Source organism: Amycolatopsis sp. cg13, assembly GCF_041346965.1.
In the GTDB taxonomy this organism is placed as follows: Bacteria; Actinomycetota; Actinomycetes; order Mycobacteriales; family Pseudonocardiaceae; genus Amycolatopsis.
Genome location: NZ_CP166848.1, coordinates 2,214,281 through 2,229,243 on the forward strand (window position 1 = coordinate 2,214,281; position 14,963 = coordinate 2,229,243).

10 protein-coding genes are annotated in these 14,963 nt (G+C 69.2%); 4 read left to right on the forward strand and 6 right to left on the reverse strand.

From position 1 onward, the window contains the following. Nucleotides 1-8: 8 nt before the first annotated feature. Nucleotides 9-467: a DUF5994 family protein gene (locus AB5I40_RS09910; protein WP_370938153.1), complete on the reverse strand. Its 459-nt coding sequence runs from the start codon at nucleotides 465-467 to the stop codon at nucleotides 9-11. Then, nucleotides 464-1,525, reverse strand: a complete 1,062-nt coding sequence (locus tag AB5I40_RS09915; RefSeq protein WP_370938154.1) for a fatty acid desaturase — start codon at nucleotides 1,523-1,525, stop codon at nucleotides 464-466. The genes AB5I40_RS09910 and AB5I40_RS09915 overlap by 4 nt, the downstream gene beginning before the upstream one ends. Nucleotides 1,526-2,245: 720 nt before the next feature. On the opposite strand from AB5I40_RS09915, the gene AB5I40_RS09920 reads away from it, so the two are divergent. From AB5I40_RS09920 to AB5I40_RS09930, 3 genes are all read left to right on the forward strand, one after another. Next, nucleotides 2,246-2,449 (forward strand): hypothetical protein, encoded by a 204-nt coding sequence (locus AB5I40_RS09920; RefSeq protein ID WP_370938155.1) that lies wholly within the window; start codon nucleotides 2,246-2,248, stop codon nucleotides 2,447-2,449. A 96-nt stretch (nucleotides 2,450-2,545) separates the two neighbouring features. Beyond that, nucleotides 2,546-3,016 carry a DUF5994 family protein gene (locus tag AB5I40_RS09925; RefSeq protein ID WP_370938156.1) on the forward strand — a complete coding sequence of 157 codons (471 nt, stop codon included), beginning with the start codon at nucleotides 2,546-2,548 and terminating at the stop codon, nucleotides 3,014-3,016. 68 nt (nucleotides 3,017-3,084) lie between these two features. Beyond that, a complete protein-coding gene (locus tag AB5I40_RS09930; protein WP_370938157.1) occupies nucleotides 3,085-3,612 on the forward strand; it encodes a DUF5994 family protein in 528 nt (175 codons plus the stop codon). A 144-nt stretch (nucleotides 3,613-3,756) separates the two neighbouring features. Here the strand turns inward: AB5I40_RS09930 and AB5I40_RS09935 are convergent, their stop codons facing one another. Beyond that, on the reverse strand, nucleotides 3,757-10,326 hold the full coding sequence (locus tag AB5I40_RS09935) for a hypothetical protein (protein WP_370938158.1): 6,570 nt from the start codon (nucleotides 10,324-10,326) through the stop codon (nucleotides 3,757-3,759). Between AB5I40_RS09935 and AB5I40_RS09940 the strand changes: the two genes are divergently transcribed. Continuing rightward, entirely contained in the window at nucleotides 10,292-10,867 is a 576-nt protein-coding gene (locus AB5I40_RS09940; protein ID WP_370938159.1) for a hypothetical protein, read from the forward strand. The two genes, AB5I40_RS09935 and AB5I40_RS09940, sit on opposite strands and share 35 nt — an antisense overlap. A gap of 472 nt (nucleotides 10,868-11,339) precedes the next feature. Here the strand turns inward: AB5I40_RS09940 and AB5I40_RS09945 are convergent, their stop codons facing one another. Genes AB5I40_RS09945 through AB5I40_RS09955 form a run of 3 tightly spaced genes read right to left on the reverse strand, consistent with a single transcriptional unit; the run spans nucleotide 11,340 to nucleotide 14,904 of the window. Then, entirely contained in the window at nucleotides 11,340-12,101 is a 762-nt protein-coding gene (locus AB5I40_RS09945) for a trans-aconitate 2-methyltransferase (protein ID WP_370938160.1), read from the reverse strand. 5 nt (nucleotides 12,102-12,106) lie between these two features. Next, nucleotides 12,107-13,258, reverse strand: a complete 1,152-nt coding sequence (locus AB5I40_RS09950; protein WP_370938161.1) for a MalY/PatB family protein — start codon at nucleotides 13,256-13,258, stop codon at nucleotides 12,107-12,109. Between the two features lie 26 nt (nucleotides 13,259-13,284). After that, entirely contained in the window at nucleotides 13,285-14,904 is a 1,620-nt protein-coding gene (locus tag AB5I40_RS09955) for an APC family permease (RefSeq protein ID WP_370938162.1), read from the reverse strand. Nucleotides 14,905-14,963 lie beyond the last annotated feature (59 nt).

A 14,963-nucleotide genomic window follows, 5' to 3' on the forward strand; every position in this document is an offset into this window, starting at 1 on the left:
CTGCCGGCTCAGCGCGCTCCGGCGATGCCGTTGCCGGAGAGTATTTCCGCGACGGTGGCGGTGGAGCCGCCGTCCGCGGCCGACCGGAGCACGGCACGGGCCACTCCGCCGGGGGCCTCCGGCGGCACCACCAGCAGGCTCACCCGCCGGGAGTCCGTCCCGATCGCCTGCACCGTGTCCGGATCCGTCGCCCGGAACCCCTCCAGCCGCACGATCCGATCGCCGAGGCGCACCTTGCGCGCGGCCGTGCCCCAGGCGTCCAGGTGATACGACACCCGGGCCAGCGGGCCCACCCGCGCTTCGAGCGCGGCCGCCAGCGCGGGCAGCTCGGCGGCGAGGTCCGCCGAACGAGGCCACCAGCCGCCGTCGACGTGCCCGGGTTCGGAGCCGGCGCACTTCATCGAGACCCGTGCTTCGGCGGGCTCGCTGCCTCCGGCCGGGACTTTCCGGTACTGGGCCGCCGTCATCGGGAACCGCTTCCGGCTGCTGCCGGCGCCGTCCGGAGCATGCCGCCGACCTCGTGCAGGTGCCGCAGGACATCCGCGTAGGTGCGGAACAGCCCGCCCTGGCTATAGCTGATCCCGCGGGCGAGACAGAAGTCCCGCACCAGCGGCTGCGCCCTCCGGAGGGTCGCCATCGGGATGCTCGGGAAAAGGTGGTGCTCGATCTGGTAATTCAGCCCGCCCAGCGCGTACGTCATCCACCGGCCGCCGCGGACATTGTGCGACGTCAGCACCTGACGGCGGAGGAAATCCAGCTGGTGCCCGGGTTCCAGATGCGGCATCGCCTTGTGGTTGGGCGCGAACGAGCATCCCATGTAGACCCCCCATGCGGCGTGGTGCACCACTACGAACACTGCGGCGATTCCCGGCGGCAGCAAGAGAAACACGGCCGTCAGGTAGGCGGCGAGGTGGATGGCGAGCAGGGCCGCGTCCAGCCGAGGGGACTTGGTCCCGCCACGGCGCACCGCCTTGATCCCCGACCAGTGCAGGTCGACGCCTTCCAGCAACAGCAAGGGAAAGAACAGGAAGGCCTGGTATTTCGCCATCCACCGCAGGAAACCCGTCTTCGCCCGGCTCTGCCCGGTGCTGAACGCCAGTGCGGGAATGTCGATGTCCGGATCGGAGTTCTCGAGATTCGGGTTCGCGTGGTGACGGGTGTGCTTGCCCACCCACCAGCCGTAGCTCAGCCCGACCAGCCCGGCGAGCCCGGTGCCGACCGCGTCGTTCGCCCGCCTGCCGCGGAAGATCTGCTTGTGCCCGGCATCGTGGCCGAGGAAAGCCAGCTGGGTGTAGGCGACCGCCAGCAGCACCGCGGTGCCCAGCTGCCACCAGTGCCCGCCGGCGAGCGCGAGCACCACCCACGCCCCGGCGAAAGCCAGCAGCGCCAGCCCGCCGCGCAGCAGGTAGTGCACCGGGCGGCGGCGGAACAGCCCGGCCGCCTTCACCAGTTCCGACAGTTCGGCGTACTCGCTTCCGCGAGGAGGGCCGGGCCCTCGCGGGGCCGCCGGGTTCGTTAAGTCCATTGTGGAATCTCCAAATCGGGTGGCGGCGGAGGGCCGCCGCTGGCAGCCGCGGACAGACCGTGCCGCGACAGCGGAAAATCGGGCGCGGAGACCGCCGGATCCGGGGGAGCGGAAACGCATCCGCCAGTGAAGTCGCGCGGCGACGAGGCTTGCCTTCCGGATTTCCGTCATGCCCCGGCGTCTCCTCAGTCGTCGGCAGCCGTGCTGCGGTTCGATCGGCGCGACCGAAGTCTGAGGTCCCTGTCCGAAGCCTACACCCGCGCCAGTGCGGACGCGGGCTCGCCGCTGGCATGCGGACCTCGGGCGGGCAGCCCGGCGAAGTCCGTACGCGCTCCTTGTTTCGCCCAGCCGCGCATCGAAATCCGCTTCACCCGAATGCGGCGGCCCGCCCTGGTGAGGGCGTGAAACGGCGATCGTGCGGCAGCGCACCGCGCCGGCCCGGGTCCGCAGCGGCGCCCGCGGCCCGGACGAGGAGGTGTACCGTCAGCAGTGTCCGGAAGCATTTCGTGCCGGCAGCCCTGGCCCATCGCCGCAGGGACAATGCACGGCATGCCCTCGGGCCCGCGGCACATCACCGTCACCCCAGCGGCCTTGAGACCGCCGAGCCGCCCTTGCTGCAGCCGCTGCGCGGCGCAAGCCGGTGGCGCCCATCCGGGAAGTGGCGGTGGTGCGGCGTGGCCCAGCCGCCCCCTGGTTTCCCAGCAACCGGCGGATCTTGCATTGCCAGGAAAGGAAAATCCGATCACCGCTTCGGTCAGCACACCGCTTTTCAGCCATCCCGTCGCCGAGCCGCCTCGGCCCGGCGCGCTCGTCCTGCCGCAGGACGAGCGCTACGGCGGCCTCTTCCGCCAGCCCGCCGCATCGCCCGGCGAGCGGGAAGAACCGCAGCCGCGCGAAATCCGGACGCGGCACCGGCACCGCTGACGCTCAGCCCTTCTTCGGCGCGCAGCCCGTTCCGTCGCGCCGCGCCGACGACAATCCGCCGCCGGGCCATCCGCACCATCGGACGGGAGCGCCGCGATGAAGCCAGCCCCGCAGGACCGCACCGCCGGCCCGGTGATCGAGTCGCTCGTGCTCGGAAACCGGTTGCGGCTCAAGGAGCCGAACGCCACGAAAGGCTGTTTCGACGGTGCCTGGTGGCCGCGTTCACGAGAACCGGTCGCGGAGTTCAGCGCTCTCGTCGCCGCGCTCGCGGACCGGTCGGGACGGGTGGACCGGATCGGTTTCAACCCCGCCGCCTGGGATCTCGCGCCCCTCCGGCTGGCGCACGGCCCGAACCTGGTGCGGCTGGCCGGGTTCTTCGGGCTCCAGGAGCACACTGTCGTGGTGATCGGACCGCGCATCCGCCACGTGACGCTCTTGGTGATCCCCCCGGACGCCCCTCCGGACGCGGCGGAACGCGCGCTGAGCGCCGCCTCCGCCGCCGACAGCACCGGAGCCGCGCTGGAGATTCTTCGCGACACCGGCGTCCTTTCGCGCCAACCCGCTTAGCCCGCGCACCCGGGCCTCGTCGTTCAGCAGCACGTCAGCCGGCCCACATGCCGGGATCGGAGCTTTCCATGCCGACGCCGCCGCGCCGAGATCCTTCCTCCGCACCGGCCGAGTCGCGGCTGCGGCTGAAACCGCCGCTTCCGGTCGCCGGCTTCGTGGACGGCGGCTGGTGGCCCGCTTCGGAGGACCTCGCCGCCGAAGTGCCCGGTCTCGCCGCGGCGCTCGCCGACCGGCTCGGCCCAGTATGGCGCGTGGCGTTCGCGTCGCAGGCCTGGCTGCCCGCCGAGCCCACGATGATCTCCCGGGGACGGCTCGTGCGGCTGGAAGGGTTCCGCTCCCAGGACCCGCACGTCGTGCATGTGACCGGCGGTTCGATGCGCCGGCTGACGCTGCTCGTCGTCCCCGCTCGAACACCGCCGGCGGCCGCCGCGATCGCGCTGTCGGCAGCCGCGGACCAGAACAGCACCACGTGCCCGGAAGCCATCCTGAAAGAATCCGGAGCCACGCCCCGGCCCGCCGAAGACGACGTGTGCCGCTGGGAGTCCGAAGGCGGTGCCGGCTTCCCCTCCCCGGCGCACGCCGACGGCTCGGCGTAGCCCTCGGAGCGAACGCTGGTCCCCGCCCGGCACGTCCGCGCCGCCCTCGCCGACGGGCTTGCCGCCAGCGTTCGCACTCTCCCGTCCGCGGTCGGTCCGCGGCGGCCGGTTGTGTCTGAGCCAGCACGGCCGCCGCGGCAGCCGTCACCGCCGAGCGCGGCGGCGACGCGAGATCAGCAGCAGCGCGCCTCCGCCGGCGAGCAGGGCGATCGCCACGATTCCCACCGGGATCAGCACCACGCCGGTCCACGCCAGGGGCGGGTTCGGCGGCGGGGGCTGAACCGGCGGCGTCGGCGGGACTGTCGGCGGGTTCGGCGGCGTCGGCGGGGTCTTCGTGAGCGGCGTGGTCGTCTTGCACCGCGGGTCGGCGGACGCGTCCGGGCAGTTGGTGCCGGGCGTCGTCGAGGAAATGACGTTGCGCAGGCTCTGTCCGTCGCCGATCGGGGTCTTGACCTTCACGCTGTAGGTGACCGTCGCGGTCGCACCGACCGGCAGGTCACCAGTCCACGTCAACCGGGGCGCCGCATACGACACGGAGCCAGTCGAGGCGGTCGCGTCGTTGTTGTAGACGGCGTTGCCGAGGACGCCGGTCAGATCGTCGGCGAAGGTCGCGTCCTTCAGCGCGGTTTGGCCGGTGTTCGTCGCGGTGACGGTATACGTGACCTGGTCACCTGCCTTCGCCTCGGTGACGCTCGCCTTCTTGGCCAGGATCAGCCCCGCGACCGGCGTCGTCGTCCCACACCTCGGATCCTTCGAGCCCGGCGGGCAGTTCGTGCCGGGAGTGTCCGAGGTGACGACGTTCGCCAACTGATGATCGCCCTTGACCGGGTTGTTGACCGTGACGCTGTAGGTGACCGTCGCGGTGGTGCCGACCGGGACGTCACCGGTCCAGGTCAACCGGGGTTCGGCATAGGTCACGGAGCCGATCGAAGCCGAAGCGTCGTTGCCGTAGGCGGCGTCGTCGAGCACCTTCGAGAGATCGTCGGTGAACGTCGCTCCCGTTTGGACAGTCTGGCCGGTGTTCTTCACCGTCACCGTGTACGTGACCTTGTCTCCCGGCTTGACGTCCTTCTTGTCCGCGACCTTGGTGATGTCCAAACCCGCGACGAGAGTCGTGGTGCCGCAGCGCGGATCCGTCGAACCCGGCGGGCAGTTCCCGCCCGGAGTGTCCGAGGTGACGACGTTCGCGAGCTTGAAATCGCCCTTGACCGGGTTGTTCACGGTGACGCTGTAGGTGACCGTCGCGGTCGCACCAACCGGGAGGTCGCCGGTCCACGTCAGCCGCGGAGCCGCATAGCTGACCGAGCCGAGCGAGGCGGCCGCGTCACCGTCGTAGGCGGCGTCGTCGAGGACCTTCGACAGGTCGTCGGTGAAAGTCGCACCGGGCAACGGAGTCTTGCCGGTGTTCGTCACGGTCACGGTGTAGGTGACCTTGTCGCCTGGCTTCGCGTCCTTCTTGTCCGCCACCTTCGTGATGTCCATACCCGCGACGGGAGTCGTGTTCCCGCAGCGCGGATCCGTCGAACCCGGCGGACAGTTCCCGCCCGGAGTCTCCGAGGTCACCACGTTCGTCAACTGGTGATCGCCCTTGACCGGATTGTTCACCGTCACGCTGTACGTCACCGTCGCCGTAGCACCGACCGGCACATCACCAATCCACGTCAACCGCGGCGCCGCATAACTCACCGAGCCGATCGACGCCGACGCATCACCGTCATAAGCGGCATCGTCGAGCACCTTCGAGAGATCGTCAGTGAACGTCGCTCCCGTTTGGACAGTCTGACCGGTGTTCCGCACCGTCACCGTGTACGTGACCTTGTCCCCCGGCTTGACGTCCTTCTTGTCCGCAACCTTCGCGATCTCCAGACCCGCAACCGGAGTCTTCGTGCCACAGCGCGGATCCGTCGAACCCGGCGGGCAATTCCCGCCCGGAGTCTCCGAGGTCACCACGTTCGCCAACTGGTGATCGCCCTTGACCGGATTGTTCACCGTCACGCTGTACGTCACCGTCGCCGTAGCACCGACCGGCAAATCACCGGTCCACGTCAACCGAGGCGCGGAATACGTCACCGAACCGATCGACGCCGAACCATCGTTGCCGTAAGCAGCATCGTCCAACACCTTCGAGAGATCGTCAGTGAACGTCGCTCCCGTTTGGACAGTCTGACCGGTGTTCCGCACCGTCACCGTATACGTGACCTTGTCCCCCGGCTTGACATCCTTCTTATCCGCAACCTTCAAGATCTCCAAGCCCGCAACCGGAGTCGTAGTCCCACAACGCGGATCCGCCGAACCCGGCAGGCAATTCGACCCCGGAGTATCGGAGGTGACCACGTTCGTCAACCGATGATCGCCCTTGACCGGGTTCGCCACCGTGACGCTGTACGTCACCGTCACCGAAGCACCGACCGCCACGTCGCCGGTCCACGTCAGCCGAGGCGCGGCGTAAGTCACCACGCCCGCGGAGGCCGTCGCGTCGCTGTTGTAGGCAGCGTCGTCCAAAACCTTCGCCAGGTCGTCAGTGAAAGTCGCGCCGGACAACGGAGTCTGGCCCGTGTTCACCACAGTCACCGTGTAAGTGACCTTGTCCCCGGGCTTCGCCGACGACTTGTCCGCCGCCTTGCTGATCGCGATGCCGGACACCGGCGTCGTCGTCCCGCACCGCGGATCCGCCGACCCCGGCGGGCAGTTCCCGCCCGGAGTCTCCGACGTGACGACGTTCGTCAGCCGGTGATCGCCGCCGGCCGGATTGTGCACGGTGACGCTGTAAGTCACGGTCGCCGAAGCGCCGATCGGGAGGTCGCCGGTCCACGTCAACCGAGGCGCGGCATACGTCACCGAGCCGGTCGAGGCCGAAGCGTCGTTGCCGTAAGCGGCATCGTCCAGCACCTTCGACAAATCGTCAGTAAAGGTCGCGCCGGGCAACGGAGTCTTACCGGTATTCGTCACGGTCACCGTGTACGTGACCTTGTCTCCCGGGTTCGCGGACTGTTTGTCCACCGACTTGGAGATCGTCAACCCCGGCAGCGGTGTCACGGTCGAGCACTTCGGATCCGTCGATCCGGGTTCGCAGTTGCCGGGCACCGGAGTGCTGACTGTGTTGCGCAGCTGGTGGTCGCCGGAGATCGGATTGTGCACGGTGACGCTGTAGGTCACCGTCGCCGAAGCACCGACCGGCAAATCGCCCGTCCACGTCAAACGCGGTGCCGTGTAAGCGGTCGAGCCCACCGAGGAAGACGCGTCGTTGTTGTAGGAGGCGTCGTCCAGCACCTGCGACAGGTCGTCGGTGAAGCTCGCGTCCGGCAGCGGAACCTGGCCGGTGTTGGTCACCTTCACCGTGTAAGTGACCTTGTCGCCCGGGTTCGCGGTCTGCTTGTCCGCGGTCTTGGCGATCGTCAGTTCCTTGCCCGGCGTCGTGGTCGAGCACGACGGATCGGTGGAACCCGGAGGGCAGTTGGTGCCGGGTGTCGAGGACGTGACGATGTTGTGGAGCTTCTTGTCCCCGGGATCCGGATTCTTCACGGTGACGCTGTACTTCACGGTCGCCGATCCGCCGATCGGGAGGTCACCGGTCCAGGTCAGTTTCGGTGCGGCGTAGGAGATCTGCGCAGCCGGAGTGGCGTCGTTGTTGTAGACAGCATCATCCAGCACCTGCGACAGATCATCGGTGAAAGTCGCGCCCGGCAATGGAGTCTGGCCAGTGTTGGTGACGGTGATCGTGTAGGTCACCTTGTCGCCGGGCACGACCTGGTCGCGGTCGGCGGACTTGGCGATCCGCATCCCGGACACCGGAGTCGTGGTGCCGCACCGGGGATCGGCGGATCCGGCCGTGCAGTTGCTGCCTGGAGTCGTGGAGGTGATCGTGTTGATCAGTTTATGGTCGCCGGTAACGGGATTCTTCACCGTGACGCTGTAGGTCACCGTCGCCGAACCACCGACGGGCAGGTCGCCGGTCCAGGTCAGTTTCGGTGCAGCGTAGGAGACCTGCGCTGCCGGAGTGACGTCGTTGTTGTAGACAGCGTCGTCCAGCACTTGCGACAGATCATCGGTAAAAGTCGCGCCGGACAACGGAGTCTGGCCGGTGTTCCGGACGGTCACGGTGTACCGGACCGGATCGCCGGGGTTGGCGCTGGTCTTGTCGACGGTCTTGACGAACTCGATTCCGGACACTGGCGTCGTGGTCGAGCACGCCGGGTCGGTCGAACCCGCGACGCAATTGTTGCCCGGGGTCGTCGACGTGATCGTGTTAGTCAGTTTATGTTCGCCGGTAACAGGATTTTTCACCGTGACGCTGTAGGTGATCGTCGCCGAAGCACCCACCGGCAGATCGCCCGTCCAGGTCAGCCGAGGCGCGGCGTAAGCCACCGAGCCCACTGATGCCGACGCATCGCCGTTGTAGGCCGCGTCGTCCAGCACCTTCGAGAGGTCGTCGGTGAAAGTCGCGCCAGACAACGGAGTTTGGCCGGTGTTAGCGACGACGACCGTATAGGTCACCCGGTCGCCGGGATTCGCGGACTGCTTGTCGGCCTTCTTCTCGATCCGCATTCCGGACACCGGCGTCGTCGTCGAGCACGCCGGGTCGGTCGAACCAGCGACACAGTTGTTGCCCGGAGTGGTCGACGTGATCGCGTTGATCAGCTTGTGATCGCCGGGATCGGGGTTCTTCACCGTGACGCTGTAGGTGATCGTCGCCGAAGCGCCGACCGCCAAATCTCCGGTCCAAGTCAGTTTCGGCGCGGTGTAAGAGACCTGGGCGGCGGGAGCGGCGTCGTTGTTGTAGACGGCGTCGTCGAGAACCTTCGACAGGTCGTCAGTGAACGTCGCGCCGCGGGCCGCGACCTGGCCGGTGTTGCGCACGACCACGGTGTACTTCACCGTGTCGCCAGGATTCGCCGAAGCCTTGTCGGCGGTCTTGGCGATCTCGATTTTCGTGCCGGGCACGACGGTTTCCGCGCAGGACGCCGTGGCGTCGTCCGCGCACTGCCGGTCCGGCGGGACCGTCGGCGACTGGCCTTCGGTCACCTTGGCGCGGTTGATCAGCGTGGCGCCGACGGTCGCGTCGTCGATCCTGGCGTGCACGGTCATCGTCACCCGGCTGCCGGGCGGGATCGCCGCCGTGCGCCATTGCAGCGGACCGGTGCCGGTGACGGCGCCGCTCGTGGTGTCCGCGCTGACGAACGTCGTGCCGGGCGGGAGGGTGTCGGTGACGGTGGTCGGCGGCACCGGCAGGTTGCCGGTGTTGTCCAGGGTGACGGTGTAGGTCAGTTGGTCGCCGGGCAGCGCGTTCGCCTTGTCGACGACCTTGGTCAGCGTGTACTCCGGCACCGCGACCACATTGCGGACGGTGTTGCTGGTCCGGCTCTGTTCGCGGCCGGTCTGCTTGCCCTGGAAGACCACCGACGCGGTGTTGTCGAGGCGGGTGCCGGGGGCGACCGTCGGCGAAACGGTGACGCGGAAGCCGACGCGCGTGCTCTGTCCCGGTGCCAGGTCGGGGAGAGTGCAGGTGACGACTTGGCCGGCCGCCGAGCATCGCGGGTCCGAACCGGCCACATAGGACACTCCGGCGGGCAGCGTGTCGGTGACCACCACGCCGGTCGCGGTGTCCAGGTTGGTGGTGGTGCCGTCGGGGTTGCGGTTGGCGACGTCGAGCCCGTAGGAGATCTCGCCGCCGCGCCCGACCCAGCCCGGCGGGCGTTCCTGGAGGTTGCCCTCGGGGTCGTTGGTCTTGACGATCTGCAGGTTGGGCTCGTTGGCCTCGGCCATCAGCCAGACGGTCTGCGGGTAGAGCGCGTCCCCGGTGGTCCCGACCTTCAGCTGCGCCCGGTCCGCGCCGGCGGGCAGCTTGCCGGTGACGTCGACCGTGCGCGCGTCGTAGCCGAAGTTGTTGGCCGGATTCGGCGTGCGGTCGGCGACATTGGCGCCGGTGCCGCTCGCAGCGACCCGGTCGATCCGGCTGCTGAACGCGTTGGTCGTGCTCGCGCCGCCGGGCGCGGGCAGCGTCAGGCGTTGCAGTGACGCGGCGTCGCGGCCGAATTCGAGGTAGTCGCCGGAGATGTTGGCGTCGCCGTCGCCGACCACGACCCCGAGGGTGGCGGTCGGCGGGTGGTCGGCCGGGGTGCGGATGCCGTTGAGGTCGATGTTCGTCGAGGTGGGGCTGCCGCCCGCGCGGACGACGTCGAAACCGTCCCAGACCTGCAGGTAGCGCAGCGGCTCGGTGTCCAGCGCGTAGGCCACGACCAGCGACCAGCCGCCCCAGCAGCCGAGGTTGCTGGCGCTGTTGGCCGAGTTGCCGCGGCACGCCTGGAGGTCGGCCACCGTGTAGGAGCCGCCGCCGGCCTGCTTGACCAGCCCGGTGACGTCCTTGACGCCCGCGTGCGCGGTGATCTGCGGGAATCCGCTGCCCAGCGCGTCGAACCAGTCGTAGGTGTCGGCGGTGAGGCGCTGGTAGGAGGCGGCGCCCGGGGCCTTGAACGCGACCTGGTTCGCGCGGGAGGGGTCGCCGGATTCGGCGTTCGAGGAGATCGGGTTGACCTGCCAGTAGAGCCGGGCCGACAGCACGGTCGCGCCGGACGGGATGGTCAGGTTCGCGCTCGACGCGGTGTTGCCCGGCGCCGACGGGTCGCTCTTGATCCAGTAGCCGTAGCTGGAGTTGTTGGCGGTCTCCCCGCAGGCCGTGGGGGTGACGCCGCAGCTGACGACCGAATTGGACGCCATCGTGATCGCGCCGTGGGCGACCGTCGAGAAGGCCGGGTCGGGGCCGATTTTCCGCGGGGTGCCCAGGCCTCGGGGCTCGACTGCCCTGGGCTGCGGCGCGGCTGGTGCTGAGGTGGCTGGTGCTGAGCTGGTCGGCGCTGCGGTGGCGGGCGCTGGGCTGGTCGGAGCGGGGGCGGCTGCTGCCGATTGGCCCGTCGCGGGGGCGGCTGAACTGGACGGTGCCGGGCTTGCCGGCGCTGATGCCGCTGCCGCGCTGGCCTGCGCCGAGGACGGGCTCGCCGGACTGACGCTGGGCGGCAAGGTCGCGCCCATCGCGGGCGTGGCACTGGCGACGCCCACAGCGAAAACCACCGCGAGTGCCGCGGCGGCGCGCTTCCCGCGGGAGCGCATGAATCCGGAACGACGGGCCATCACACAAGCTCCCACGGAGAAGGACGGAATTGTCGAGCTGCTTACCCGCGTTTATCGACACCAGGCAGGGAAATTCGTACCGCGCTCTCCCCCGCGGCGGGGAGTTCACGAGCCAGGAATCACCGCTTAGGGGGACCCCAACCAGGTAAAACCGGGGTGATCGCCGAGGAGGCGGCCGATTCCCTTCGCTACCCGTCACGCCCTGAAGGGGTGTTGCCATTCCCATCCGGAACCATGCCGGATCGGAGGGCGCGCGCCGCGAATTTTTCTCGCGAAAAGCCACTCGGAATCGACGGCCCGGACCTGCTCGGCGGCGAAAATCGGATTCGCGTTCGGGACGGCTAGGCGTCCTGGCCGGGCAACGCGGAACCTTGCTTCGATGCGGCCTGGCCCGTGCCGCGGTCGAGCCGCCGGAGCGTGCCCCGCGCGCCGAAGCTCAGCAGCTCCGCCCAGCCTCAGCGAACCCAGCCTGCTCAAGGCCAGGCAACCCCACACCCCAACCCAACGGATCCCGACGACGCGGCGATCGTCGCCCACCTGCCACACTGTCCCGGCCTCGGCAAACCCCGCCCACTCAGAAGACCAGGCAACCACGCCCGAACTCAACGGATCCCGACGACAATCCGATCATCCCCCACCTGCCACACCGTCCCGGCCTCGGCGAACCCGGCCTCACGCAAAAACGCCAGGTAGTCCTGCACAGCCGGCCGATCAGTCACCTCATGCGCAAACCCGCCGTCCCGCTCCGCGACCAACCCGGCCAGCTCCGGAGCCGCCTCGACGGCCTGCCACCAAGCCGCCCAATCCTCGTCCCGCGTGATCCCGGCCCGAACCGCGCGCCGCTGGGTCAGCGCGCGGTTCAGGGTGTCCAGCCGAGGTCCGGCGTCGCCCTCATAGAGGTGGTCGCCGTTGACGAAGACCCCGCCAGGAGCAAGGACTTCGCCGCACACCGCCAGCAGATCACGCAGCGGCAGGCGGTTCATCCAATGCAGCGCGGTCGTGCTGACGAACGCGTCGGGCGCGCGGTCGAGCCCGAGCGCCTCGTACCAACCACGCTGACGCAGGTCGGCCGGGACAGTGCGGAACCGAGCGCTGCCGTAGGCGAGATCGGCGAGCCCGAGCAGCAACGGATCAGCGTCCACCCCGACCACCCGCGCACCGGGGAACCGCGCCAGTAGCCGCGTCGCGAGCGAACCCGGGCCGACGCCCAGGTCGACGATCAGCGGGTCCGAGCGCGGGATCAGCTCGTCCAGCACATCGCCGAGCACCGCGAACCGTTCTTCACGGTCGGGCAGGTAGTGTTCCTGCTGCCGGTCCCAGCGGTCCAGCCAGTATCGGGCGCGGTCTTCGGTGAGGACAGCCATGAGGATCATTCCAGCACTTGGATGATCCGCGCGGCCGCATCAGCCAGAACGTCCGGCTCGGTGGCGTAATTCAGCCGCACGAATCCGGCTCCGCTCGTCCCGTGGTCCGGCCCCGCGGTCACCGCGACACTGGCCTTCTCCCGCAGCAGCTGCGCGGGATCGGCCAAGCCCAGCCGGCGCAGGTCCAGCCAGCCCAGATAGGTCGCGTCGGCCGGTTGATAGACCTCAGGCAGACCGGCGGCGGCGAACTGGGCGGCCAAGCGGAGGCGGTTGGTGTCCAGGAAGGCGAGCGCACGCTCCAGCCACGGCGCGCCGTGCTCGAACGCGGCGGCGGACGCGACCATCCCGAGTGGACTGATGCCTCCGCTGGCCGCGCCTGGCAGCCGGTCCCAGCGCGAGCAGTCGTCCGGGTTGGTCAGTGCGACGAAACCGCAGCGCAGTCCGGCGATGTTCCACGCCTTCGAGGCACTGAACAACGTCACCGCCTGCCGCCGGGCCGTCTCGCTGACCGCGGCGTACGGCACGAAGTCCACGCCGTAGCGCAGCGGCGCGTGCACCTCGTCGCTGATCACCCGGCCGCCGTGGCGTTCGGCGATCTCCGCCAGTTGCCGCAATTCGGGAGGCGAGAAGATCCGCCCGACCGGATTCGCCGGGTGGCACAACAGGAGGCTGCCCGCACCGGCGGCGAAGGCGGCGTCGATGCGGTCGTAGTCGAGGCGGTGTCCCTCCAGCAGCGGGACCTGCACCGCTTCCCGGTCGGCCAGCGAGATGGCGCCGAAGAAGCTCCGGTAGGTCGGCGTCGGCACGATCACCGCGGAGCCCGGCGCGGTGAACTCGCGCAGCGCGTTGGTGATGCCTTTCATCAGCTCCGGCAGAAGCCGGATCTCGCCGGGGTCGACGGTCAGCCCGTGCGTTTCGGTGAGCCACTTCGCGGCGGTTTCCGGCAGCCCCGACTGCGCGGCCGGAATGGGGTAGCCGAAGGTCTGCCGTTCGACCGCGTCGCGCAGCACGGCCAGGATCGGCTCGGCGATCGGCAGGTCCATTTCGGCGACAGTCAGGTCGAGCACGTCCGGCCCGTACACCGACCAGCGTTTCGTGCGCCGCTCGCGGGACTTCGCCAGGTCCCAGGCGAAGCCGGGGTCGTGCGTGTCGGTCATCTGGTTTCTTCTCCCTTTCGCTGAGTTCACCCGGCGGGCAGAACTTGGGGCCGCGCCGAGGATTCTGTCTGTTCCGCGATCCGGTACCGCACCCCGGACCGGTGTGCGAGCCACCACGTGACCGCGCTGACCGCGCCCGCGGCGAGCGAGTCGTACGGCGCGGCGATCGTCCCGGTGCCTTTGAAGGACCCGAAAGCGGACAGCGCGCCGAGCACGACAAGCCAGCCGATCAGCCAAACCCCTTGCAGCACCGGGGTATTCGAGCGACCGGACCGGGTCGCGCGGCGGATCAGGTAGATGACGAACCCGACGAGCAGCAGCGGCAGCGCGATCCGCATCTTCGCCCAGCCGGACCAGTACAGGATCAGGCCGGACACCACAAAGGACGCCGCGCCGACCGGGGTCGCCCACCGGCCGAGCCAGCCTTCGCCGTCCTCGGTGCGGTACAGGATCGTCGCGGCGACCGACACCACGGCGTAGCTGAGGCCGTAGAAGAAGCTCAGCGAGCTGACGATCGACTCCCAGCTGCCGAAGCTGAGGATCACCGTCGCGCCGATCAGCGCGTTGAACGCCAGCGCCGCCCACGGCACGCCCCAACGTCCGCTGACGCGGGTGAATAAGCGCGGCAGCAAGCCGTTCTGCGCGGCCCCGTAGGTGTAGCGGGCCTTGATCGAGGTGCCCATCAGCAGGCTGCCGGACGGCGAGAACACCGCGTCCGCGACCAGCACCGCGGACAGCCAGCCCATGCCGAGGAGTCCGGCCAGCTGCGCGAGCGGCGACGTCAGGTTCATGCCGCGCCAGCCGGAACCGAGCAGCCCGGCCGGCGGCGTGTAGATCATCGCGAACTGCAATCCCAGATACAGCAACACCGAACCGGCCAGCACGATCAGCGTCGCGCGCGGCACGGATTTGTGCGGGTCGCGGGCTTCGCCAGACATCACCGCCGCGCCGTTGATGCCGGTGAAGGCGTAGACCACACCACCGCCGACCACGGCCATCAGCGCCGACGAGATGCCATACGGAGCGAAACCGCCGCCGAGTGCGTAGTTGTTCGAGTCGAAACCGCTGGCCAGCAACAGGATCACGGTGGCGGCCGGCACGATCAGCTTGACCGTGGTGACCACGTTGTTGAGCCGCGTGATGAAGACGACGCCGAAGAAGCTGGCCGAGCAGAACACCAGGAGCAGCGCCGCGGCGAAGAGCCGGCCTTCCCAGCTCAGCGTGTCCTCGCCGAGCAGTCCGGGCAGCCACCGGCCGAGATACTGCGCGACCGCGGTCGATTCGCTCGGCCCGGCGAACACCGCCTGCAACAAGATCGCCCAGCTCACCGCGGTGCCGACCAGCGGCCCGGACGCCATCCGCGGCCAGCGGACATTGCCGCCGGACATCGGGTTGCGGAACGCCAGGTCGATGAACACCAGGCAGACCAGCAGCGTCGCCCCGCCGCCGATCACCCAGGTCAGCAAGGCTGCGGGCCCGGCCTCGCGCGCGACGGTGTAGGGCGAGAGCAGCCACCCCGACCCGATCACGCTGGAAAATGTCAGCATCGCGAGCGAAGGCGTGCCCAGCGCGCGCCGCAACCGGTGGTCGGCCGCAGCGGAAACTGTCGCGGCGTCGTTGCCCGAAGTTCTGCTTGCCTCGTTCATCGGTCCACCGTGACGCACCGGCGAGCATTGCGGTAGACAGACATCCGTTACGGCTGGCC